Here is a 22,071-nt window from a genome sequence, read left to right as displayed (position 1 = left end):
TCACCCACCGAGAGGATGGACCATGAAGTCTCGTGCCGCCGTTGCCCTGGAAGCGGGCCAGCCCCTGCAGTTGACCGAGATCGATGTCGAGGGCCCCAAGGCTGGTGAGGTGCTGGTGCGCATGGCCGCGACCAGTGTCTGCCATACCGACGCCTATACCTTGTCCGGTGCCGACCCGGAGGGCAATTTCCCCGCGGTGCTGGGTCATGAGGGTGCCGGGGTCGTCGAGGAAGTCGGCGAGGGCGTCACCAGCCTGCGCCCGGGGGACCATGTCATCCCGCTGTATACGGCCGAATGCGGCCAGTGCAAGTTCTGCCTGTCCGGCAAGACCAACCTGTGCGGCGCCGTGCGTGCCACTCAAGGCAAGGGCGTGATGCCGGATGGCACCAGCCGTTTCTCCCTGGAAGGCAAGCCGCTGCATCATTACATGGGCACGTCCACGTTCAGCGAGTACACCGTGTTGCCGGAGGTGTCGCTGGCTTCGGTATCGAAGCAGGCGCCCATGGACAAGATCTGCCTGCTGGGTTGCGGCGTCACCACCGGTATCGGCGCGGTCATGAACACCGCCAAGGTGGAGCCGGGCTCGACGGTAGCGGTCTTCGGCCTGGGGGCCATCGGCCTGGCGGTGATCCAGGGCGCGGTAATGGCCAAGGCGAGCCGCATCATCGCCATCGACGTCAATCCGGAGAAGTTCCAGCTCGCCGAGCAGTTCGGTGCCACCGAATTCGTCAATCCCAAGGATTACTCGGCCTCCATTCAGGAGGTGATCGTTGACCTGACCGACGGCGGTGTCGATTACTCCTTCGAATGCATCGGCAATGTCAACGTCATGCGTTCAGCGCTGGAGTGCTGCCACAAGGGCTGGGGCGAGTCGATCATCATCGGCGTGGCCGGTGCCGGCGAGGAGATTTCCACCCGCCCGTTCCAGCTGGTGACCGGTCGCGTCTGGAAAGGCTCTGCCTTCGGTGGCGTCAAGGGGCGCACCGAACTGCCGGGTTATGTCGAGCGTTACATGAACGGCGAGATCAATATCGACGACTTCATCACTCACGACATGCCTTTCGAGGAGATCAACGAGGCCTTCGACCTGTTGCATCGAGGCGAGAGCATCCGCACCGTGCTGCATTATTGAAGCGCGTCCGTATTGAAGTGCCGATGCCGCGCACGCGGGATGTGATACGCGCGAGGCCGCGCAACCATATGAGGAGTCTCCCATGACCATGACCGAGCATCTGGAGCTGGTCTCGGCCAACCGCAGCTTCGGTGGCTGGCACAAGCGTTACCGCCATCGTTCCCGAGCGCTGGACTGCGAGATGGTGTTCGCCATCTATCTGCCGCCTCAGGCCGAAACCGAGCGTGTGCCGCTGCTGTGGTGGCTGTCGGGGCTGACGTGCACCGACGAGAACTTCATGCAGAAGGCTGGTGCCCAGCGCCTGGCCGCCGAGCTGGGTATCGCCATCGTCTGCCCTGACACGAGCCCTCGCGGCCTGGACCTGCCGGGCGAGCATGACAGTTACGACTTCGGCTCCGGTGCCGGGTTCTACGTCAATGCCACCGAGGCGCCCTGGAAGGATCACTACCGGATGTATGACTATGTGGCCGAGGAGCTGCCGTCGGTGGTGCGTCAGCATTTCCCGGTCAATGGTCGCGAGTCGATCAGTGGGCATTCCATGGGCGGGCACGGGGCCCTGATCATGGCGCTGCGTCGCCCCGGCCACTATCGCTCGGTGTCGGCGTTCGCCCCGGTCGTCAATCCGACCCAGTGTCCCTGGGGGCGAAAGGCCTTCAGCGCCTATCTGGGCGAGGATGTCAGCCGCTGGACCCAGTACGATGCCTGTGAGCTGGTGGCGCGCGGCGCCTCTCGCCAGCCGCTGTTCATCGACCAGGGCGAGGCCGATGACTTCCTGGACGAACAGCTTTGCCCCGCGCGGCTGGAGGCGGTATGCGCCGAACATGATCATCCGTTGACGCTGCGACGTCAGCCCGGCTATGACCATAGCTACTTCTTCATCGCCAGCTTCATCGATGATCACCTGCGCTATCACGCCGAACGCCTGCGCGCTTAGTACGGGCATTGTCATTCCGACCCGCGCCGGCCCGATCCTGGGCCGGCGCTTTCGTTTGGGGATGTCGTGTCGTATCCACGGGCGTCTCCCGCGTGCTCAAAACCGACACCATTGTCGCAGGATACCGGGAAAGGGGGCGCTGATAGGCAAATTTGACATGCCAGAAAACGACACAAGGATTACATTCCGGGGTGAGCTTGTCTGATCGCGACAGACGGCTCGGTCAACGGCGTCAGGCGCCTGTCGACAATAACAAGATGGTCCACGATAACCGTGCTGGAGTTTCATGATGACAACCACTGCCCAGGCCTCTCCGAAGGCCGCGCCCCAGACCCTGGGGTTTCTTCTGCTGGAGAATTTCACCCTGATCTCGCTGGCCTCGGCCATCGAGCCGCTGCGCATGGCCAACCAGCTGGCCGGTCGAGAGCTCTATCGCTGGTACACGTTGAGCCTGGATGGCAGCCCGGTGAGTGCCAGCGATGGGCTGCAGGTTACGCCGGATGCTTCCACCACGGTACCGCTGGCACTGGACACGGTGATCGTCTGCGGCGGTGTGGCCCCGCAGCGTAGTGTCCAGCGCGAGCACGTCGGCTGGCTGCAGTCCCAGGCGCGCCGCTCTCGTCGCCTGGGGTCGGTGTGCACGGGCAGTTGGGCGCTGGCCCGGGCGGGGTTGCTGGATGGCTTCGAGGCCAGCGTCCACTGGGAGTGCCTGGCTGCCATGCAGGAAGCGTTCCCCAAGGTTGCTTTGACCACCCGGTTGTTCTCCATCGATCGCGATCGGGCCACGTCCTCCGGTGGCACGGCGCCGTTGGACATGATGCTGACGCTGATCGGACGGGACCATGGGCGTGAACTGTCGGCAGGTATCTCCGAGATGTTCATCTACGACCGCGTGCGCGGCGAGCAGGACCAGCAGCGCGTGCCGCTCAAGCATGTGCTGGGTACCACCCAGCCACGGCTGCTGGAGATCGTGGCGCTGATGGAGGCGAACCTGGAAGAGCCGATCAGCCTCGATGAACTGGCCGATTACGTGAATGTCTCGCGGCGTCAGCTGGAGCGCCTGTTCCAGAAGAACCTGCATTGCTCACCCTCGCGCTACTACCTTAAACTGCGCCTGACTCGGGCTCGCCAACTGCTCAAGCAGACCCCGATGTCGATCATCGAGGTCGCTTCGGCCTGCGGTTTCGTGTCGACGCCGCACTTTTCCAAGTGCTATCGCGAGTACTTCGGTATCCCGCCGCGTGACGAACGGCTGAGCAGCAGCGCCGTGGAGCTGGTGCCCCCGGTGCGACTTGGCCAGGACGCGGCATCGATGCTGCAGTCAGCGGCCGCGTTCGAAGCCTTGCCCAATGAACCGGTCTCCGCCGCCATGACGGCCCTGGACCAGGCTCGGGGCGAGCCGACCTATGCCAGCGTGAGATTGAGAACGTGAGGGGACACACTGCCTAAATGCCTATGCACGTCAATCGCCTCTCGATAGCCGCCTTGCCTGGCGGCTATCCTTTGGGCCCGTCAGGTATGGGGGCTGGCCTTCATGACGCTCGACCATTGCGGCAGCGTTTTCCGAGAGAGACATGATGCGGGAATGGCTGCGACGGGCGGCACGCGTCCTGGGGCTCGCGCTGCTGGGGTGGGTGGGGCTGTCCGTCCTGCTGGTCCTGATGTTCCGGGTGGTGCCGGTAGCCGGCTCCATGGTGATGATCGAGCGCAAGGTGGAGGCCTGGCTCGCCGGTGAATCCCTGGATATTCGCCAGCAGTGGCGTCCCTGGCCGCAGCTTTCCGACAACGCCAAGCTGGCGGTGATCGCCGCCGAGGATCAGCGGTTTCCGGATCATCATGGCTTCGACTTCGTCGAGTTGCGGCGTGCCGTGATGGCGAGCCTGGGTGGCGATGCCCTGCGCGGTGCCAGCACGCTCAGCCAGCAGACCGCCAAGAACCTCTTTCTCTGGACCGGCCGCAACTGGGTGCGCAAGGGGCTCGAGGCGTGGTTCACCCTGCTCCTCGAGTTGCTCTGGCCCAAGGAGCGCATTCTCGAGGTCTACCTCAATATCGCCGAATGGGACAACGGCGTCTTCGGCCTGGAGGCGGCGGCGCAACACTATTTCGGGGTCTCTGCCGCCGAGTTGACGCCAGTCCAGGCCAGCCGCCTGGCGGCGATCCTTCCCAATCCCCGCGGCTGGAGCGCCTCTCGTCCCGGTGCTTACGTCCTGCAACGTAGCGACTGGATCCGTGGCCAGATGCGCAATCTGGGGCCTGCCTACCTGGATCGCCTGTGAGCTTCTCCACCTCGACACGCAAGCTGTCGCGATCACGACGCTCGTGACGTTTTTGGGATTTTCCCGGTCGCTCCCAGGCGCCGGGGCGAGGGGGGCGAGGGCTATGCTGCCGGCATGATCATGCATCAACCGGAGCCCTGTCATGACCCCTGCCGAGCTGCACCAGGACGCCATCGTCATCGATGGTCTGATCATCGCCAAGTGGAATCGCGAACTCTTCGAGGACATGCGCAAGGGCGGGCTGACCGCTGCCAATTGCACCGTCTCCGTCTGGGAGGGATTCCAGGCCACCGTCAACAATATCGTCGCGACCAACGCCCTGCTGGCCGAGTCCAGTGACCTGGTCCGTCCCGTGCGTACCACGGCGGACATCACTCGAGCCAAGGAAGAAGGCAAGACCGGCATCATCTACGGATTCCAGAATGCCCATGCCTTCGAGGACCAGATCGGCTACGTCGAGGTCTTCAAGCGTCTCGGCGTCGGCATCGTGCAGATGTGCTACAACACCCAGAATCTGGTGGGGACCGGCTGCTACGAGCGCGACGGCGGCCTGTCCGGGTTCGGTCGCGAGATCGTCGCTGAAATGAACCGCGTGGGCATCATGTGCGACCTCTCCCATGTCGGCGAGAAGACCTCCACCGAAGTCATCGAGGCCTCCGAGAAACCGGTCTGCTACTCCCACTGCCTGCCGTCCGGGCTCAAGGACCATCCGCGCAACAAGTCCGACCAGGAACTGAAGTTCATCGCTGACCATGGCGGTTTCGTCGGCGTGACCATGTTCACTCCCTTCCTGCGGGCGGGTGTCGACGCCACTATCGACGACTATGTCGAGGCCATCGAGTACGTGATGAACATCGTCGGTGAGGACGCCATCGGCATCGGCACCGACTTCACCCAGGGCCAGGACCATAATTTCTTCGAGTGGCTGACCCACGACAAGGGCTATGCCCGTCGCCTGACCCGCTTCGGCGAGATCATCAATCCCGAAGGCATTCGTACCATCGGCGAGTTCGGCAACCTCACCGAGGCGTTGCTGCGACGCGGCTTCAGCGAGCCCCAGGTACGCAAGATCATGGGGGAGAACTGGGTGCGCGTGCTCAAGGACGTCTGGGGTGAGTGAGACGCCGGCGACAGCCGCAAGCGCTCATGCTACCTGAAGCCCTACCACAATAATCAGCAAGTTTGAGGAACAACACCGTGACCAAGATGGCTCCTGAACTGCCCATTGAGGTGGATGCCGAGACCGGCGTCTGGACCACCGATGCGTTGCCGATGCTCTACGTGCCGCGCCACTTCTTCATCAACAATCATGTGGCCGTCGAAGAAGCGCTCGGTGTCGAGACCTATGCCGACATTCTCTATCATGCCGGCTACAAGAGCGCCTGGCACTGGTGCGAGAAGGAAGCGGAGCTGCATGGTCTGAAGGATGAGGCGGTCTTCGAGCACTACATGACGCGTCTTTCCCAGCGTGGCTGGGGCCTGTTCATCACCGAGCACATCGACCTCGAGGCTGGTACCTGCCGGGTACGTCTTGAGCATAGCGCCTTTGTCTACCAACTGGGCAAGGTCGGGCGCCGGGTCGAGTACATGTTCACCGGGTGGTTCGCCGGTGCCATGGACCAGATCCTCGCCGCACGGGGCAGTCAGCTGCGCACCATCGCGGAACAAACCCAGAGCGCCGCTGAAGAGGGCTGTGACGTTGGCTACTTCGTCACCGTGCCGCGCGATACCCGGGATCAAGGCTGAGGAGAGAGACCATGGCGTTCGATGCGATGTTCCAGCCGATCCAGATCGGCAACCTGACCATTCGTAACCGGGTGGTGAGCACCGCCCATGCCGAAGTCCATGCCACCGATGGCGGCATGACCACGGAACGTTACGTCAAGTACTACGAAGAGAAGGCCAAGGGCGGCTGTGGCCTGTGCATCTGTGGCGGCTCCTCGCCGGTGTCGATCGATAGTCCCCAGGCCTGGTGGAGTTCGGTGAATCTCGCCACCGATCGGATCATTCCGCACTTCCAGAACTTGTCGGAAGCCGTGCACAAGCACGGCGGCAAGATCATGATCCAGATCACCCACATGGGGCGTCGTTCGCGCTGGGATGGCTTCGACTGGCCGCACCTGCTGTCGCCGTCGGGCATCCGCGAACCCGTTCACCGCTCGACCTGCAAGACCATTGAAGAAGAAGATATCTGGCGCATCGTCGGCGATTTCGCCCAGGCCGCGCGTCGTGCCAAGGAAGGCGGGCTGGATGGTGTCGAGCTTTCCGCCGTCCACCAGCACTTGATGGACCAGTTCTGGAGCCCCCGGGTCAACAAGCGTACCGACCAATGGGGCGGCAGCTTCGAGAACCGCATGCGCTTCGGCATGGAGGTGCTCAAGGCCGTTCGCGAGGAAGTGGGTGACGATTTCGTGGTGGGCATGCGCATCTGTGGTGACGAGTTCCATCCGGACGGCCTGTCCCACGAGGACATGAAGCAGATCGCCGCCTACTACGATGCCACAGGCCAGGTCGACTTCTTCGGCGTGGTCGGCTCCGGCTGCGATACGCACGATACCCTGGCCAACGTGATCCCCAACATGTCCTATCCGCCGGAGCCCTTCCTGCACCTGGCGGCGGGCATCAAGGAGGTGGTCAAGGTCCCGGTGATCCACGCCCAGAACATCAAGGATCCCAATCAGGCCAATCGGATCCTCGAGGGCGGGCATGTCGATCTGGTGGGCATGACCCGGGCGCATATCGCCGATCCGCACCTCATCGCCAAGATCAAGATGGACCAGGTCGATCAGATCAAGCAGTGCGTGGGCGCCAACTACTGCATCGATCGTCAGTATCAGGGCCTGGATGTGTTGTGCATCCAGAATGCCGCCACCTCCCGCGAGTATCTGGGAATGCCGCACGAGATCGAGGTCACGGAAGGGCCCAAGCGTCGCGTGGTCGTGGTGGGCGGTGGTCCCGGTGGCATGGAAGCGGCTCGTGTCGCCGCTGAGCGTGGGCACGAGGTGACGCTGTTCGAAGCCGCCGAGCAGCTCGGTGGCCAGATCACCATCGCTGCCAAGGCACCGCAGCGCGATCAGATCGCCGGTATCACCCGCTGGTATCAACTCGAGCTGGCGCGGCTGGGCGTCGATCAGCGCCTGGGGACGCGGGCCGACGAGGCCACCATCCTCGATTTGCGCCCGGACGTCGTGGTGCTGGCCACGGGGGGACGTCCCTTCCTCGATCAGCACGAGGAGTGGGGCTACGACGAAGATCCCGACAAGAGTCTGGTGGTCAGTACCTGGGATGTTCTCGAAGGCCGCGTCGAGCCGGGCAAGAACGTCTTGATCTACGACACCATCTGCGAATTTTCCGGCGTCTCGGCGGCGGACTATCTGGCCGACAAGGGGGCCAAGGTCGAGATCGTCACCGACGATATCAAGCCGGGTTCCGCGGTGGGTGGCACCACCTTCCCGACCTACTATCGTAGCCTCTACGAGAAGGAGGTGATCATGTCCTCCGACCTGGGGCTCCACAAGGTCTACCGCGAGGGCGAATCGCTGGTGGCGGTACTCGAGAACGAGTATACCGGTGCCCAGGAAGAGCGCGTGGTCGATCAGGTCGTGGTGGAGAACGGCGTGCGCCCCGATGAGACGCTCTACTATGCCCTCAAGCCCCAGTCGCGCAACAAGGGTCAGGTGGACCTCGAAGCGCTCTACGCCGCTCAGCCACAACCCTGCCTGTCGGAGGGAGGTGACGGATTGTTGCTGTTCCGCTTGGGAGACTGCACTTCGCCGCGCAATACGCATGCGGCGATCTACGATGCCCTGCGTCTCTGCAAGGACTTCTGAGGAAAGCTGTTGCACTGGCCAGGCGTTGTCGAAGGTCGGCTGTCAGGCTCATGGGCTTCCGGCCCACGCCGCTGACTCGCTGGCCTTCGCCTGGCCTGGCCGTTGCCCATGACGCTTTCCCGCCCATCGAGGCGAATGTGTCAGGCGCTTTCTTTACCTGCGTCGGAACGCATCGATAACAACTCCATGTTCGTGAGGTGAGACGAGATGCTCGATATCCTCCTGCCGATCCTGATCGCCGCCGCGCTGGCACTGGCGGCGATCGGTGCCGCGCGGCGCGTGCGCCTGTGGCGCCAGGGGCGGCCCGCTCGGGTCGACTTGCTCAAGGGACTCGCCGCCATGCCGCGTCGTTACCTGGTGGATCTGCACCATGTCGTGGCGCGGGACAAGGTGATGTCCAATACCCATGTGGCCACCGCCGGCGGTTTCGTTGCCGCCGCCGTGCTGATGATCCTGGTCCACGGGCTGGGACTGGCCGAAGGGGTGCTCGGTTGGTTGTTGCTGTTGGCCAGCGCCACCATGTTCGTCGGCAGCCTCTTCGTGGCGCGCCGTCGTCTGAACCCGCCGGCTCGCCTTTCCCGTGGCCCTTGGATGCGCTTGCCCAAGAGCCTGATGGCCTTCTCGTTGAGCGTGTTCGTCATCACCCTGCCCAGTGTCGGCCTGCTGCCCGAAGGCCTGTTGGCTGGCGCGGGGGGCGTTATCTTGACCCTTCTGCTGGCGCTGCTGGTGACCTGGGGGCTTGCCGAGATGCTGGTCGGCATGGGTTGGGGCGGCCCGATGAAGCATGCCTTTGCCGGAGCGCTGCATCTGGCCTTCCACCGTCGGCCCGAACGCTTTTCCACCCGGCGAGGGGGCGAAGGACGCTCGACCGGTCTCAAGGCCCTGAACCTCGAGGACCCGGAAGCGCCACTCGGTGTCGAGAAGCCCGCCGATTTCACCTGGAACCAGTTGCTGGGGTTCGATGCCTGCGTGCAATGCGGGCGTTGCGAGGCAGTGTGCCCGGCCTTCGCTGCCGGCCAGCCGCTCAACCCCAAGAAGCTGATCCAGGACATGGTGGTGGGCCTGGCCGGTGGCAGCGACGCCGGATATGCCGGCAGCCCCTATCCTGACCGTCCCGTGGGCGAGCATCACGGCTCGCCCCATGGCCCCATCGTGGCTCGGGAAGGCAAGGCGCTGGTCGACGCCGAAACGCTGTGGTCCTGTACCACCTGTCGGGCCTGCGTCGAGGAATGTCCGATGATGATCGAGCACGTCGATGCCATCGTCGACATGCGGCGCTTTCTGACGCTGGAACACGGCCAGACACCCGGCAAGGGGGCCGAAGTGCTCGACAACTTGATCGCCACCGACAACCCTGGCGGCTTCGACCCCGGCGCCCGGATGCACTGGGCTGCCGACCTCGAGCTGCCGCTGATGTCCCAGCGTGGAGAAGCCGACGTGCTGCTGTGGCTGGGTGACGGTGCCTATGACATGCGCAACCAGCGGACCCTGCGTGCCCTGATCAAGGTGCTGCGTGCTGCCGGCGTCGATTTCGCGGTGCTGGGCGACGAAGAACGCGACGGCGGTGACGTGGCGCGACGGCTGGGCGATGAGGCGACCTTCCAGTCGCTGGCCCGCCGCAACATTGCCACGCTGTCGAAGTATCGTTTCGATCGCATCATTACCTGCGACCCGCACAGCTTTCATGTCCTGGGCAACGAGTACGGCGAACTGGGTGGCGACTATGACGTTTTCCATCACAGCACCTTCATCGCCGAGCTGTATGACGCCGGGCGCCTGACCTTCCGAGCATGGAAAGGGGGGCGTGTGACCTATCACGATCCCTGCTATCTGGGGCGCTACAACGGCGAATTCGAGGCGCCGCGCAATGTGCTCAAGGCGCTGGGCATCGAGGTGGCCGAGATGCAACGTTCTGGCTTCCGCTCGCGCTGTTGCGGCGGTGGCGGCGGCGCGCCGATTACCGATGTGCCGGGCAAGCAGCGAATTCCCGACATGCGCATGGGCGATGTCCAGGAAACAGGTGCCGATCTGGTCGCCGTCGGTTGTCCGCAGTGCACGGCCATGCTGGAAGGCGTGGTCGACAGCGACGCCGAGGTCCGCGATATCGCCGAGCTGGTGGCGGATGCACTGGTCGACAGTACGCCCTCCAGCACGCCTGGACCGGCGTCGACCCGGCAGCCGTTGGCTGAGGAGGTGGCGTGATGAGTGAGATCAAACGGCGCGACCCGCGCAAGGAATGGATTGCCCGCAATCGTCTGCATCCGCAGCACCTGGAAGTTCTGGCGGAACTGGGCCAGGGGGCGGCCAGCGAATGGATGGGGCCGAACGGTGTGCTTCGGCGCAACCCTCATGCGATAGGCTTCATCGGCCCCAATGGTATCAAGCGAATCGATCGCAGCGGGGCGCAGCAGGGCGTGGCCGGTGCCGGGGCCGCGACGTCGACCGTGGTCCAGAAGCCACTGGTCGAGATCGACGAGCCGGCCTTCTCGGTACTGGTGGTGCCGGACATGGCCGGCGGCCGCCTGAGCGGCCATGACCGGGATCTGCTCGGTCTGGCTCGCCGTCTTGCCGATGCGGACCCGGAGGATCAGGGCGCCGTCGTGGCCGTCATCTTCGGTCCCCACAAGGAGACGAGCTTTGGCGAGGCGGGCATCGATCGCCTGCTGCATCTCGACTCGCCGGACGTGGCGGGCTATGCGCCCGAGGCGCGATTGGGGGCCCTGGCAGTGGTCGAGCAGGCCTGGGCGCCGCGGCATTGGCTGTTGCCGGACTCCAAGCTGGGCGGCGGCGAGATGGGACGACGCCTGGCGGCGCGTCTCGGCGAGCGGCCGGCAACAGGAGTCTGGCAAGTCGAGGCGGATACTGAAGTGCCGTCGGGATGGCGTTGTACGGCGCGGGGAGCGGCGGAGTCGGTAGATATCCAGCGCCCCCTGCCACGGGTCGCGCTGGCCCTGGCCGAGTGTGCCGAGCCGGTCAGCGAGACGCGCCATGCCGCCGTTGAACTGGCCTTGCCCCAGCCATTGCCATCGATGCTGTCGCGTATCGAGGATCTCGGCCAGGTGCCCGTCGATCCATCCGGCGTCGCCCTGTCCGAGGCCGAGTTCATCCTGTCTGCCGGTAACGGCGTCAAGGACTGGGAAGGCTTTCATCACGCCGCCGAGGTGCTGGGGGCGACCGAAGGGGCGTCCCGGGTGGCGGTGGACGATGGCTTCATGGCGCGCGATCGTCAGGTGGGCGCCACCGGCACCTGGGTGACGGCTCGGGTCTATGTGGCCGTGGGCATCAGTGGTGCCATCCAGCACCTGCAGGGCATCCAGACGTGCGAGAAGGTCGTGGCGATCAACATGGACCCGGGGTGCGACATGATCAAGCGCGCCGATCTGGCGGTGATCGGCGACTCGGCCCGGATACTCGAGGCCTTGGTCAGCCTGGTGGAACAAGCGCGAGAGGAGAAACGCGATGCAGCCTGACACCACCATGACGCCGGCGCTGGAAGTGACGGTGCTGGTTTCCATCGGGCGTCATCCGGTGACCGGCCGGGCGAGGCGTGCCGATCAAGACGCCCGGGGCGTTGAGCTGGCGCGGTCGCTGGCGGACGCTGAAGTGAGCCTGCTGCATGCCGGTGAACTGGCAGAGGCGAGTGAGCCGGCGTTGCGTGGCTACCTGGGCATGGGCTTCTCCGAACTCTCGTTGCTCGAGCAGCCGGAGGGCGCCGATGTGCTGCCTGCGCTTGCCGAAACCCTGGACGCGGCCATGCCACAGCTGGTGATTACCGGCGAGCGCGCCGAGCGGGGAGAAGGGTCGGGATTGTTGCCCTACCTGCTGGCCGAGCGTCTCGGATGGCCCCTGGTAAGTGGCTTGGCGGCGGTGGAAAGCGTCGAGAATGGTGTGGCGACCCTGCTACAAGCCCTGCCGCGCGGGCAGCGGCGGCGTCTCAAGGTGCGCCTGCCGGCTATCGTCACCGTCGACGGCGCGGCTCCCGCGCCTCGCCAGAGCGCTTATGGACCGGCGCGCCGTGGCACCTTCGAGACGATCGCGGGCCCGGTCAGTCGCGACGAGGCATGGGCCGAATGGCAGGTGCAGCCCGCCCGCAAGCGCCCCAAGCGCCTGAAGATCGTCAAGGCAGCCTCGGCGCGGGATCGCTTCAAGGCTGCCGCGGCCAAGGCCGAAGGCGGGGGCGGTCAGGTACTGACAGATGTCACGCCGGAACAGGGGGCCGAGGCAATTCTGAAGCTGCTGCGCGAGGAAGAGGTTCTGCGTTGACACGCCAGCCCGTGAGGCGCTTGAACGAAACGCAAACGGCGGCCTGAGAGGGCCGCCGTTTTTGCGTTCCGAGGTCGGGCGAGCTTCGATATCAGATCTGGGCCATGGCGTCGGTGAAGCCCATCAGCGAGATATCCAGGTCCATGCGCTGACCGTTCGGTGCGATCAGGCTCAGGGTTGCCGTGGTGCCGCCACGCAGGCCTTGCAGCAGCGAGGGCTGGAGGGGTACGTCGGCACGGCAGCCTTGTTGCTGGCAGACCTGATAGGGGAACTGCACCGGTTCGCCGTTATCGACGCTGAGTTGCAGGCCCGGCGCCAGGCGGACGCCCAGCGGCATCAGGAAGGTCATCACGGGCGTATCGGCTTGAGGCGGGTTGGCGATGACCACGCGCATCAACGGCTGGTCGCTGTCGGCATTGGTGATGATCTGGTTCATGGTGCAGGGCCCCTGGCTGGCATCCTGCGGGCAGATCACTTCCCAATCCTGGTACTGCTCGGTAGTGACGTTGGCATTGCCCGTCGGTTGTTGCTGGGCGAAGGCCTGCGGCGCGAAGGCCAGCAGTGAAAGCAGCGCGACGAGACAGAGGCGTGGCGCGAGGCGGTCAAACATATTCGGCAATCTCCTGTAGGTGGCAGCGAGTCCATATCGCTGGGGTAGTTCAACATGACTATCACCTCCGTGGCGAATGCGCCAGGAGGCAATGTCGGTGGCTTTCCGTATCGGGCCGATTCGATGCCCGTGCCGTGACCGGAAACGCACCACTCATCATCCCGAGACACTTTGTAAATCAATGCCCCGTGCCGGGCAACCAGCGTATCGTGAACGGGGCGAAAACGTCGGCCGAGTGGCGCGTCGAGACATTCGATGGCGTCGCTGGCGACAATGGCCTCTGGATGGCTTGACGGTGGTGTGCGTCGAATGATCGAAGGAAGAGGCCGGGATAGGGGCGTCCCCATCGCGGCATGCGCTTGCCTCTCGGCCTGCAGGGCCGTCCCGGGCAGGTGGCCGACGCTGTGTCATGACGGATGTCTCGTTTTGACATGGCGGTGACTCGCTGGGAACAGTGCGCTTCCGTGGAGGGGCTATGGTCGAGAGGCGGAGCTTCCGCCTCTCACCACAAGCCGAAGGAAGATAACCATGAGCACAGCCAACCGCGGTGTCGTCTACAAGGGTCCAGGGCAAGTCGCTGTCGAGTCGATTCCCTACCCGGAACTTGCGCTTGGCAACCGCAAATGCCAGCACGGCGTGATTCTAAAGGTCGTGACCACCAACATCTGTGGCAGTGACCAGCATATGGTACGAGGCCGCACCACGGCCCCCGAGGGGCTGGTTCTCGGCCACGAAATCACCGGAATCGTCATTGAAACCGGACGCGATGTCGAGTTCCTCAAGCCGGGCGATATGGTCTCGGTACCCTTCAATATCGCCTGTGGTCGCTGCCGTAACTGCAAGGAAGGCCAGACCGGTATCTGTCTCAACGTCAATCCGGCCCGTCCCGGTGCTGCCTACGGTTATGTCGACATGGGTGGTTGGGTCGGTGGCCAGACCGACTACGTCATGGTGCCCTATGCGGATTTCAACCTGCTGAAATTCCCGGATGCCGATCAGGCGATGGAGAAGATCCGTGACCTGACGTTGCTGTCCGATATCTTCCCCACTGGCTTCCATGGCTGCGTCACTGCTGGCGTTGGCCCGGGCAGCACTGTCTACATCGCCGGCGCCGGTCCGGTCGGTCTAGCCGCGGCGGTATCTGCACAGCTGCTGGGCGCGGCCTGCGTCATCGTCGGCGACATGATCGAGGAGCGTCTGGCACAGGCCCGTAGCTTCGGCTGCGAGACCATCGACCTGACCCAGGATGGCGACATGGCCGACAAGATCGAGGTGATCCTGGGCGAGCGCGAGGTCGATGCCTTCGTCGACTGCGTCGGTTTCGAGGCCCACGCCTGTGGCTGCAACCACGGCAAGGAAGCGCCCGCGGCCGTGCTGAACTCCGCCATGTCGCTGACGCGTGCCGGCGGGAAGATCGGCATTCCGGGCCTGTATGTGACCGAAGATCCCGGCGCCGCTGACGAAGCCGCCAAGCAAGGCTCCTTGAGCATGCGCTTCGGCCAGGGTTGGGCGAAGTCCCATTCCTTCCATACCGGTCAGTGCCCGGTCATGAAATATCACCGTCCGTTGATGCAGGCGATCCTGTTCGACAAGGTCAAGATCGCTGATGCGGTCAATGTTCAGATGATCACCCTGGATGAGGCGCCCAAGGGGTATGCCGACTTCGACGGTGGCGCGGCGAAGAAATTCGTCATGGATCCTCATGGCAGCGTCGCTGCCTGAGACACAGTCGACGACATGATGGCTCGACGAGGTCCATCCGGTTTCCCGGGTGGACCTCTTTTGGCATTGCCAGTCCTGCGGGGCGATGCCAGTCTTCGTCAAGAGCAAGCGTCACGTGCATCGCGCGGCCCAGCGTCACGCCGGGATACGTCGATGCGGCGATGGCCGAAGGGAGGATGATGCGATGATGATCGTTGAGCTGATCGATGGGGACGATTTCCGCGACCGGCTGGTTGAGTTGGGAGTGCGCATCCCTGAACACGCCTGTCCCGAGACCTGTGCACGAATGGCGTTGCGCAAGCATATGGACGTGGGGGTGCCTGGACTCCAGGACCTGGTGCGCGAAATGATGGGCAAGACGGATGTGTTGCTGCCCTCGGTGAGGGCGGCCATCGAGCGCTTTTTGCTGCCCGGGTTGCGTTGATGCGACCCTGAATGCCGCCGGCCCCGTAAGGGGCCGGCGATATCGTCAGGTGGCGGTCATCCTTCGGCCAGGGCCAGGTGGGAGGTGTAGCCGAGGTTTTCCAGCATGCGTTCGCTGTACCAGTCGACGAAGTCGATCACGCCGAATTCGAACGTCTCGGAGTAGGGGCCCGGTTCGTAGGCGGAGGAGTTGATGCCGCGCTGGTTCTCCTCGGCGAGACGACGATCCTGGTCGTTGGTAGCGTCCCAGACGCGGCGCATCCGCTCGGGATCGTAATCGACGCCCTCGACGGCATCCTTATGCACCAGCCACTTGGTGGTCACCATGGTTTTTTGCGGTCCCAGCGGGAGGACGCGGAAGACCACGGCGTGATCCCCCATGAAATGGTTCCAGGAATTGGGCAGGTGGAGGATGCGTAACACGCCGAGGTCGGGGCTTGGCACATTTCCCATCAGCTTCTGGCAGGCCTGCTTGCCATCCATGGTCATCGAGACGGTACCGTCCAGCAGCGGCGTGCGGGTCAGGCGATTGCGTCGGCCCAACCGCTTGAGCTGCCAGGGCACGCCCATGGCTTGCCATTCCCCTTGCTTGCGCGCCACCAGTTCCTTGTAGGCCGGTGTGGCGCGAGGATCCTCGCTGTCGTCGAATTCCTGCAGGGAGTTGAGCAGTTCCGGGTGCGCGCCGTTGCAGTGGTAGCACTCCCGGTTGTTCTCGATCACCAGTTTCCAGTTGGCCTGCTCGACGATGCTGGATTCCACGGCCACCTTGACGTTGTCCATGTCATAGGGGGCGAGATAATGCTCCAGGGACTCCAGCAGCTCGTCGATGGCCGGAGGCTGTTCGGCCAGGCTGATGAAGATGTAGCCGCCGGCGGTCCTGACGTGCACGGGCTTCAAGCCGTAGGCGGAAAGATCGAAATCCTCGCCCATGTCGGTGCCGGCGAACAGCAGCCGCCCGTCGAGTTCATAGGTCCACTGGTGGTAGGGGCAGACCAGCTTGGCGACCTTGCCGCTCTCCTTCAGGCACAGCCGCGAACCACGGTGCCGGCAGACATTGTGGAAGGCATGTATCTCGCCCTTGTTGCCGCGCACGATGACAACCGGATTGTCCCCGATCTCCAGGGTGATGAAGTTGCCCTTGGAGGGAAGCTCGCAGGTCAGGCCGGCGAACAGCCATTCCTTCGAGAAGATCTCCTGGATATCCAACTGGAACAACCGTTCGTCGTTGTAGAACGGCTGTGGCAACGAGAAGCGGCGATGGCGCTGCGTCAACATCTCAGCCGCGGCATCGCGGGCCGTGGCCAGGGGGTCATCCAGACGGGCAAAGGACAGGGAATCCATGAAGCACTTCCTCATTGCAGGGTCACTCGCGTGACCTCGGGATTGTAGGTTGGGGGAGCCGGTCAGGGTCGTGCGGGCCGCGCGACGGTGTAGGTCGTGGCGGATTGGCAGCGAGTGTGGAACAGCGTCAGAAGCGGGGGTTGTCTGCCGACGACGCGAGTCGATGCAGTTGCGACGCCAGATGTAAGAAAAATTGGTATCTCTGGATGCCATGGATATGCCTGTGTCGCTGACAGGCAAGCCGACAAGCGAGGGGCTGCGCAGAATTCGCTCAACGGCAGGCGGGCACCGCGGTCGGACACCTCCATGCTGCAGCCTAGGCGACGCGACGATGACAATGAACTTTCTTAACCCCGTCACCACCCAGACCTGGACCAATGGCCGCCATCTGGTGCGTTGCGTCAAGGTGATCCAGGAGACCTGGGATACCCGTACCTTCTGTTTCATGGCCGAACAGCCGGTCATGTTCTTCTTCAAGCCGGGGCAGTTCGTCACCCTGGAACTGGAGATCAATGGCGAGCCGATCATGCGCTCCTACACCATTTCCAGTTCCCCGTCGGTTCCCTACAGCTTCTCGATCACCGTCAAGCGCATGCCGGGCGGCGTGGTGTCCAACTGGCTGCACGACAACCTGAGCATCAACGACGAACTGGCGGTGCATGGGCCGGTCGGCAACTTCAACATCATCGACTATCCGACCGACAAGATACTGATGCTTTCCGGTGGTGTCGGCATCACGCCGTTGATGTCCATGGTGCGCTGGCTGTTCGATACCAATGCCGCCGTCGATCTGCAGTTCGTGCACAGCGCGCGTACGCCCAAGGATCTGATCTTTCATCGTGAACTGGAGCACATCTTCTCGCGGATTCCCGAGTTCAAGCTGCATATCGTCTGCGAGCGGGGTGACGAGCTGGGCGAGGCCTGGTCGGGGTTCCGTGGTTACCTGAATCAGGCGATGCTCGAGCTGATGGCGCCGGACTTCATGGACCGGGAGATCTTCTGCTGTGGTCCCACGCCTTACATGAATGCCGTCAAGCAGTTGCTGAAGGCCAACGGCTTCAACATGGACCACTACCATGAGGAGTCCTTTGGCGCCACGCCGATGGACGTCCAGGAAGAAGTCATCGAGAACGTCGAGCAGGCCGAGGCCGAGGCGGAAGAAGTCGATGCCGCCGATCTGGTCACCGTGGAGTTCAGCTCCACCGGCAAGAGTGTCAAGATTCTGCCCAGCGAGACCGTGCATGCCGCTGCCTCCAAGCTCGGCCTGCACATTCCCAAGGCATGTGGCATGGGAATCTGTGGCACATGTCGAGTGGGGCTGTCCTCCGGCCAGGTGGATATGGAGCACAATGGCGGCATCACCGAAGAGGACATCGAGGAGGGCTACATTCTCTCCTGCTGCAGCAAGCCGTTGGGCGATGTCGTGGTGGACTTCTGAGACGACTGCCCTGCCGGGGTTTGCGTCATTGTTCAACGACCGGGAGACTGAAGCGCTCCCGGTCGTTCCGTTCGAGAGGCCCTCATGACCGATTCCCTTGCGCCACCGCTTTCCGTCGGCTTCGTGCTGTTGCGTCGTTTCACCATGCTGCCCTTCGCGGCCTTCGTCGATTGCCTGCGTCTGGCGGCGGACGAAGGCGACCGGAGTCGGCAACTACGCTGCCATTGGGTGTTCATGACCAGCGCGGGGCAGGATGCCATTTCCAGTTGCGGGGCGGCGATCACGCCCTGTACAGCCTTTCGCGAGCCGACGGAGTTCGACTACATCGTGACCATCGGTGGCGTGCAGGACGAGCATGATGATGTGGACGAGACGGCGATTGCCTACCTGCGTCGGGCGGCTCGTGCGGGCGTGCCGCTCATCGGCGTCTGCACCGGAGTCTTTGCGCTGATCAAGGCGGGCGTGATGGGCGGGCGGCGCTGTTGTGTCAGTTGGTACCACCATGGCGACCTGACACGGCGCTTCCCCGATATCGAGCCGGTGGCGGATCGGCTGTTCGTCGACGACGGCAATCGGCTGACATGCGCCGGCGGCACCGCCGCCGCCGATCTGGCGGCCTATCTGGTGGAGCGCCACCTGGGCAAGGCCTGGGCCATGAAGAGCTTGCATATCATGCTCATCGACGAGGTGCGTCGCGGTGATCATCCCCAGCCGCAACCAGTGGTCTTCGACAAGGTGGAGGATCGCGTGGTGCGACGCGCCATCGGTATCATCGAACAGCATCTCGGCGAGGTGATCACGGTGGATGAGCTGGCTCGTCGGGTAGGAACGTCGCGCCGCAATATCGAACGCAAGTTCCGCGACGAGCTCGGTGTCGGTCCGCAGAAGTTCGCTCGAGACCTGCGTCTGCGCTATGGCCTCTGGTTGCTGCACTATACCGCCAAGAGCGTGACCGAGATCGGTGAGCGCTGCGGTTTCTCCGACACGGCGCACTTTTCCCGCCACTTTCGTGATGCCTTCGGTGCCACGCCTTCCACGGTGCGCAAGACGGCCTCGGGACGCGAAGCGATCCAGGTCGATCCCTTCTTCCTGCATATTGAATCACGCCCTGCCCAGGAGGCGTGACAGCGAACCGCGAGGGTGTGCCTCGGGGGAGTTGGTCTCCGTGGAGTGGTGGAGATATTCAATCTTTTGGCGAGAAAAATATCGCCCTGAACAGTATGTTGCGCGGCCAGTCGTGAATATGGCGTTAAAGTTGTCGCATACGTTCAATCGCTGAGCGTCCGGGTTGGCTATTAATGAGGCAACGGAGAACGGATCGCGGCCGGGTGTCTCGGTCGACGATGACGGTGTCGCTTCCAGAATACCTGGCGATCCACTTTTTCTTAACGTTGTGAAGTCAACCCTCAGGTGATGCCATGAACGACAACAACCTTACCCAGACCGATCCGCAGATCGCCGCCGCCATTGCTGACGAAGTGGCGCGACAGGAAGCCCACATCGAGCTCATCGCCTCGGAGAACTATGCCAGTCCGCAGGTCATGGCCGCTCAGGGCACTCATCTGACCAACAAGTATGCCGAGGGATATCCCGGCAAGCGCTACTATGGTGGCTGCGAGCACGTCGATGTGGTCGAGCGCCTGGCTATCGAGCGGGCCTGTGCGCTGTTCGGCGCCGATTACGCCAACGTCCAGCCGCACTCTGGTGCCCAGGCCAACGCAGCGGCCTTCATGGCGCTGGTCTCGCCGGGTGACACCGTGCTGGGCATGAGCCTGGCTCACGGCGGTCACCTGACCCATGGGGCGGCGCCGAACTTCTCCGGCAAGCACTACAACGCCGTGCAGTACGGCCTGAATCCCGAGACCGGCGAGATCGACTACGAGGAAGTCGAGCGCCTGGCGCACGAACACCAGCCCAAGCTGATCATCGCCGGCTTCTCGGCCTATTCCCGGGTGATCAACTGGCGCCGCTTCCGCGATATCGCCGATGCCGTTGGCGCCTGGCTGCTGGTCGACATGGCGCACGTCGCGGGTCTGGTGGCCGCCGGTCATTATCCGAGCCCGTTGCCCCATGCGCATGTGGTGACCACCACCACCCACAAGACCCTGCGGGGGCCGCGTGGTGGCTTGATCCTCTCCGCCAGCGGCGACGAGGCACTCTACAAGAAGCTCAACGGCGCGGTCTTCCCCGGCCAGCAGGGCGGTCCGCTGATGCATGTCATCGCCGCCAAGGCGGTGGCCTTCCGCGAGGCCATGAGCCAGGACTTCGTGCGTTATCAGGCGCGGGTCATCGACAACGCCCGCGCCATGGCCGAAGTGTTCGTCGAGCGCGGCTGTGATGTGGTATCCGGCGGCACTGACGACCACCTCTTCCTGGTATCGCTGATCAAGCTCGGCGTGACCGGCAAGGGCGCGGATGCCGCCCTGGGTCGTGCCAATATCACGGTCAACAAGAACGCGGTTCCCAATGATCCCCAGAGCCCCTTCGTGACCTCGGGGCTGCGCATCGGCACCCCGGCGGTGACCACGCGTGGCTTCGATCAAGCGGATTGCGTGGCCCTGGCCGGCTGGATCTGCGACATCCTCGATGTGCTGGCCAAGGAAGAGGACACCACCGAGATCGAAGCCGAGGTGCGCGGCAAGGTCGCCGAGCTGTGTGCTCGTCATCCGGTCTACGGTGCGCCTCGGGAAAGCCAAGCCGACGCCGCCTCCATCGCGTGACGCCCTTCCCGCCCGCCAGGGCGGGAATCCAGTAGGAGAGATCCCAATGCAACGTTATTCAGGCTTCGGGCTGGTCAAGCACGCACTGAGCCATCACGAGAACTGGCAGCGCCAGTGGCGCAACCCCACTCCCAAGAAGGCGTACGATGTGATCATCGTCGGTGGGGGTGGCCATGGCCTGGGCACGGCCTATTATCTGGCCAAGGAATTCGGCATCCGCAATGTGGCGGTGATCGAGAAAGGCTGGCTGGGTGGCGGCAACACGGCGCGCAACACCACCATCGTGCGTTCCAACTACCTGTGGGATGAAGCCGCCGCGCTCTACGAACATTCGATGAAGCGCTGGGAAGGGCTGTCCCAGGACCTCAACTACAACGTCATGTTTTCGCAGCGCGGCGTGCTCAATCTCGGGCATACCCTGCAGGACATGCGCGACATCCAGCGCCGGGTCAACGCCAATCGCCTGAACGGCATCGACGGCGAGGTGCTCGATGCCAAGGGCGTGCAGGAACTGGTGCCGATCATGGATTGCTCCAAGAACGCCCGGTATCCAGTGATGGGGGCATCATGGCAGCCCCGCGCCGGGGTGGCGCGTCACGATGCCGTGGCCTGGGGCTATGCCCGCGGTGCCGATGCGCTCGGCGTGGACATCCTGCAGCAGACCGAGGTTACCGGCTTCAAGATTCGCGATGGCCAGGTCTACGGCGTGCATACCAATCGCGGTGACATCGAGGCCAAGACCGTCGGTTGCGTGGCCGCCGGCAACTCCGGGGTACTGGCGAAGATGGCCGGGCTCAAGCTGCCGCTGGAGTCGCATCCACTGCAGGCGCTGGTGTCCGAACCGCTCAAGCCGGTGCTCGACACCGTGGTGATGTCCAACCATGTGCATGGCTATATCAGCCAGTCGGACAAGGGCGACCTGGTCATCGGTGCCGGCATCGATGGCTACAACGGTTATGGCCAGCGCGGCAGTTATCCGACCGTGGAGCATACCCTGCAGGCCATCGTCGAGATGTTCCCGATCTTCTCCCGGGTACGCATGAACCGGCAGTGGGGCGGCATCGTCGATACCTGTCCCGATGCGTGCCCGATCATCTCCAAGACCAAGGTGAAAGGGCTCTACTTCAACTGCGGCTGGGGAACGGGAGGCTTCAAGGCCACGCCGGGTTCAGCCCATGTGTTCGCCGCCAGCCTCGCCAAGGGAGAGATGCACCCGCTCGCCGCACCGTTCTCCATCGACCGCTTCAATACCGGGGCATTGATCGATGAGCACGGCGCTGCCGGCGTGGCCCACTAGGCGCTGACGAAAAGGGTCCGTGTCCGACGACTGTCGTTCAGCACCAGTGAGCGCAGAACAACCATTTTGCTTTCATCCTGAGTGA

The 22,071-nt window shown here is 63.7% G+C and carries 18 protein-coding genes; 16 read left to right on the top strand and 2 right to left on the bottom strand.

The features are described 5' to 3' along the window. Positions 1-22: 22 nt before the first annotated feature. The 10 genes from A9O65_RS01080 to etfB all read left to right on the top strand — a co-directional run bounded on the left by A9O65_RS01080 (position 23) and on the right by etfB (position 12,435). Positions 23-1,132 carry an S-(hydroxymethyl)glutathione dehydrogenase/class III alcohol dehydrogenase gene (locus tag A9O65_RS01080; protein WP_064699210.1) on the top strand — a complete coding sequence of 370 codons (1,110 nt, stop codon included), beginning with the start codon at positions 23-25 and terminating at the stop codon, positions 1,130-1,132. 82 nt (positions 1,133-1,214) lie between these two features. Further along, entirely contained in the window at positions 1,215-2,066 is an 852-nt protein-coding gene (gene fghA / locus A9O65_RS01075) for an S-formylglutathione hydrolase (protein WP_064699211.1), read from the top strand. A gap of 289 nt (positions 2,067-2,355) precedes the next feature. Further along, complete coding sequence (gbdR, locus tag A9O65_RS01070) at positions 2,356-3,498, top strand: choline metabolism transcriptional regulator GbdR (RefSeq protein WP_122983335.1); 1,143 nt, start codon at positions 2,356-2,358, stop codon at positions 3,496-3,498. A 142-nt stretch (positions 3,499-3,640) separates the two neighbouring features. Further along, positions 3,641-4,342: a monofunctional biosynthetic peptidoglycan transglycosylase gene (gene mtgA / locus A9O65_RS01065; protein ID WP_064699213.1), complete on the top strand. Its 702-nt coding sequence runs from the start codon at positions 3,641-3,643 to the stop codon at positions 4,340-4,342. 142 nt (positions 4,343-4,484) lie between these two features. Beyond that, positions 4,485-5,462 carry a dipeptidase gene (locus A9O65_RS01060; RefSeq protein ID WP_064699214.1) on the top strand — a complete coding sequence of 326 codons (978 nt, stop codon included), beginning with the start codon at positions 4,485-4,487 and terminating at the stop codon, positions 5,460-5,462. Positions 5,463-5,539: 77 nt separating this feature from the next. Further along, the gene (locus tag A9O65_RS01055) at positions 5,540-6,088 is read left to right on the top strand and encodes a DUF5943 domain-containing protein (protein ID WP_064701110.1); all 549 of its coding nucleotides are present in this window, start codon (positions 5,540-5,542) and stop codon (positions 6,086-6,088) included. A gap of 11 nt (positions 6,089-6,099) precedes the next feature. Continuing rightward, on the top strand, positions 6,100-8,172 hold the full coding sequence (dgcA, locus tag A9O65_RS01050) for a dimethylglycine demethylation protein DgcA (RefSeq protein WP_064699216.1): 2,073 nt from the start codon (positions 6,100-6,102) through the stop codon (positions 8,170-8,172). Between the two features lie 207 nt (positions 8,173-8,379). Further along, positions 8,380-10,374 carry a (Fe-S)-binding protein gene (locus tag A9O65_RS01045; RefSeq protein WP_064701109.1) on the top strand — a complete coding sequence of 665 codons (1,995 nt, stop codon included), beginning with the start codon at positions 8,380-8,382 and terminating at the stop codon, positions 10,372-10,374. Further along, positions 10,374-11,642 (top strand): electron transfer flavoprotein subunit alpha, encoded by a 1,269-nt coding sequence (etfA, locus tag A9O65_RS01040; RefSeq protein WP_064701108.1) that lies wholly within the window; start codon positions 10,374-10,376, stop codon positions 11,640-11,642. The genes A9O65_RS01045 and etfA overlap by 1 nt, the downstream gene beginning before the upstream one ends. Next, positions 11,632-12,435 (top strand): electron transfer flavoprotein subunit beta, encoded by an 804-nt coding sequence (etfB, locus tag A9O65_RS01035; protein ID WP_064699219.1) that lies wholly within the window; start codon positions 11,632-11,634, stop codon positions 12,433-12,435. Before etfA ends, etfB begins: the two co-directional genes overlap by 11 nt. A gap of 91 nt (positions 12,436-12,526) precedes the next feature. Here the strand turns inward: etfB and A9O65_RS01030 are convergent, their stop codons facing one another. Continuing rightward, positions 12,527-13,045: an invasion associated locus B family protein gene (locus tag A9O65_RS01030; protein ID WP_064699220.1), complete on the bottom strand. Its 519-nt coding sequence runs from the start codon at positions 13,043-13,045 to the stop codon at positions 12,527-12,529. A gap of 528 nt (positions 13,046-13,573) precedes the next feature. On the opposite strand from A9O65_RS01030, the gene fdhA reads away from it, so the two are divergent. Continuing rightward, positions 13,574-14,767 carry a formaldehyde dehydrogenase, glutathione-independent gene (gene fdhA, locus A9O65_RS01025; RefSeq protein WP_064699221.1) on the top strand — a complete coding sequence of 398 codons (1,194 nt, stop codon included), beginning with the start codon at positions 13,574-13,576 and terminating at the stop codon, positions 14,765-14,767. Positions 14,768-14,951: 184 nt separating this feature from the next. Continuing rightward, the gene (locus A9O65_RS01020; protein WP_064699222.1) at positions 14,952-15,191 is read left to right on the top strand and encodes a hypothetical protein; all 240 of its coding nucleotides are present in this window, start codon (positions 14,952-14,954) and stop codon (positions 15,189-15,191) included. A gap of 56 nt (positions 15,192-15,247) precedes the next feature. Here A9O65_RS01020 and gbca read toward each other — a convergent pair whose 3' ends face one another. Then, positions 15,248-16,531, bottom strand: a complete 1,284-nt coding sequence (gene gbca, locus A9O65_RS01015) for a glycine betaine monooxygenase oxygenase subunit (RefSeq protein WP_064701107.1) — start codon at positions 16,529-16,531, stop codon at positions 15,248-15,250. Positions 16,532-16,862: 331 nt separating this feature from the next. On the opposite strand from gbca, the gene gbcB reads away from it, so the two are divergent. The 4 genes from gbcB (at position 16,863) to A9O65_RS00995 (ending at position 21,986) form a co-directional block, all read left to right on the top strand. Then, positions 16,863-17,969, top strand: a complete 1,107-nt coding sequence (gene gbcB / locus A9O65_RS01010; RefSeq protein ID WP_064699224.1) for a glycine betaine monooxygenase reductase subunit — start codon at positions 16,863-16,865, stop codon at positions 17,967-17,969. A gap of 84 nt (positions 17,970-18,053) precedes the next feature. Continuing rightward, positions 18,054-19,094 carry a GlxA family transcriptional regulator gene (locus A9O65_RS01005; RefSeq protein WP_064699225.1) on the top strand — a complete coding sequence of 347 codons (1,041 nt, stop codon included), beginning with the start codon at positions 18,054-18,056 and terminating at the stop codon, positions 19,092-19,094. A gap of 293 nt (positions 19,095-19,387) precedes the next feature. After that, the gene (glyA, locus tag A9O65_RS01000; protein ID WP_064701106.1) at positions 19,388-20,689 is read left to right on the top strand and encodes a serine hydroxymethyltransferase; all 1,302 of its coding nucleotides are present in this window, start codon (positions 19,388-19,390) and stop codon (positions 20,687-20,689) included. A gap of 46 nt (positions 20,690-20,735) precedes the next feature. Continuing rightward, a complete protein-coding gene (locus A9O65_RS00995) occupies positions 20,736-21,986 on the top strand; it encodes a sarcosine oxidase subunit beta family protein (protein ID WP_064699227.1) in 1,251 nt (416 codons plus the stop codon). The last annotated feature ends 85 nt before the right edge of the window (positions 21,987-22,071 follow it).

Origin of the sequence: Halomonas caseinilytica (genome assembly GCF_001662305.1) — a bacterium.
Classification (GTDB): domain Bacteria; phylum Pseudomonadota; class Gammaproteobacteria; order Pseudomonadales; family Halomonadaceae; genus Halomonas; species Halomonas caseinilytica.
This window is presented reverse-complemented; position numbering and strand designations above follow the sequence as displayed.

Excerpts from the sequence above, each read along its gene's own strand:
- A9O65_RS01080 (WP_064699210.1), top strand. The coding sequence starts at position 23 with ATGAAGTCTCGTGCCGCCGTTGCCCTGGAAGCGGGCCAGCCCCTGCAG.
- fghA (WP_064699211.1), top strand. The coding sequence starts at position 1,215 with ATGACCATGACCGAGCATCTGGAGCTGGTCTCGGCCAACCGCAGCTTC.
- gbdR (WP_122983335.1), top strand. The coding sequence starts at position 2,356 with ATGACAACCACTGCCCAGGCCTCTCCGAAGGCCGCGCCCCAGACCCTG.
- mtgA (WP_064699213.1), top strand. The coding sequence starts at position 3,641 with ATGATGCGGGAATGGCTGCGACGGGCGGCACGCGTCCTGGGGCTCGCG.
- A9O65_RS01060 (WP_064699214.1), top strand. The coding sequence starts at position 4,485 with ATGACCCCTGCCGAGCTGCACCAGGACGCCATCGTCATCGATGGTCTG.
- dgcA (WP_064699216.1), top strand. The coding sequence starts at position 6,100 with ATGGCGTTCGATGCGATGTTCCAGCCGATCCAGATCGGCAACCTGACC.
- A9O65_RS01045 (WP_064701109.1), top strand. The coding sequence starts at position 8,380 with ATGCTCGATATCCTCCTGCCGATCCTGATCGCCGCCGCGCTGGCACTG.
- etfA (WP_064701108.1), top strand. The coding sequence starts at position 10,374 with ATGAGTGAGATCAAACGGCGCGACCCGCGCAAGGAATGGATTGCCCGC.
- etfB (WP_064699219.1), top strand. The coding sequence starts at position 11,632 with ATGCAGCCTGACACCACCATGACGCCGGCGCTGGAAGTGACGGTGCTG.
- A9O65_RS01030 (WP_064699220.1), bottom strand. The coding sequence starts at position 13,045 with ATGTTTGACCGCCTCGCGCCACGCCTCTGTCTCGTCGCGCTGCTTTCA.
- fdhA (WP_064699221.1), top strand. The coding sequence starts at position 13,574 with ATGAGCACAGCCAACCGCGGTGTCGTCTACAAGGGTCCAGGGCAAGTC.
- A9O65_RS01020 (WP_064699222.1), top strand. The coding sequence starts at position 14,952 with ATGATGATCGTTGAGCTGATCGATGGGGACGATTTCCGCGACCGGCTG.
- gbca (WP_064701107.1), bottom strand. The coding sequence starts at position 16,531 with ATGGATTCCCTGTCCTTTGCCCGTCTGGATGACCCCCTGGCCACGGCC.
- gbcB (WP_064699224.1), top strand. The coding sequence starts at position 16,863 with ATGACAATGAACTTTCTTAACCCCGTCACCACCCAGACCTGGACCAAT.
- A9O65_RS01005 (WP_064699225.1), top strand. The coding sequence starts at position 18,054 with ATGACCGATTCCCTTGCGCCACCGCTTTCCGTCGGCTTCGTGCTGTTG.
- glyA (WP_064701106.1), top strand. The coding sequence starts at position 19,388 with ATGAACGACAACAACCTTACCCAGACCGATCCGCAGATCGCCGCCGCC.
- A9O65_RS00995 (WP_064699227.1), top strand. The coding sequence starts at position 20,736 with ATGCAACGTTATTCAGGCTTCGGGCTGGTCAAGCACGCACTGAGCCAT.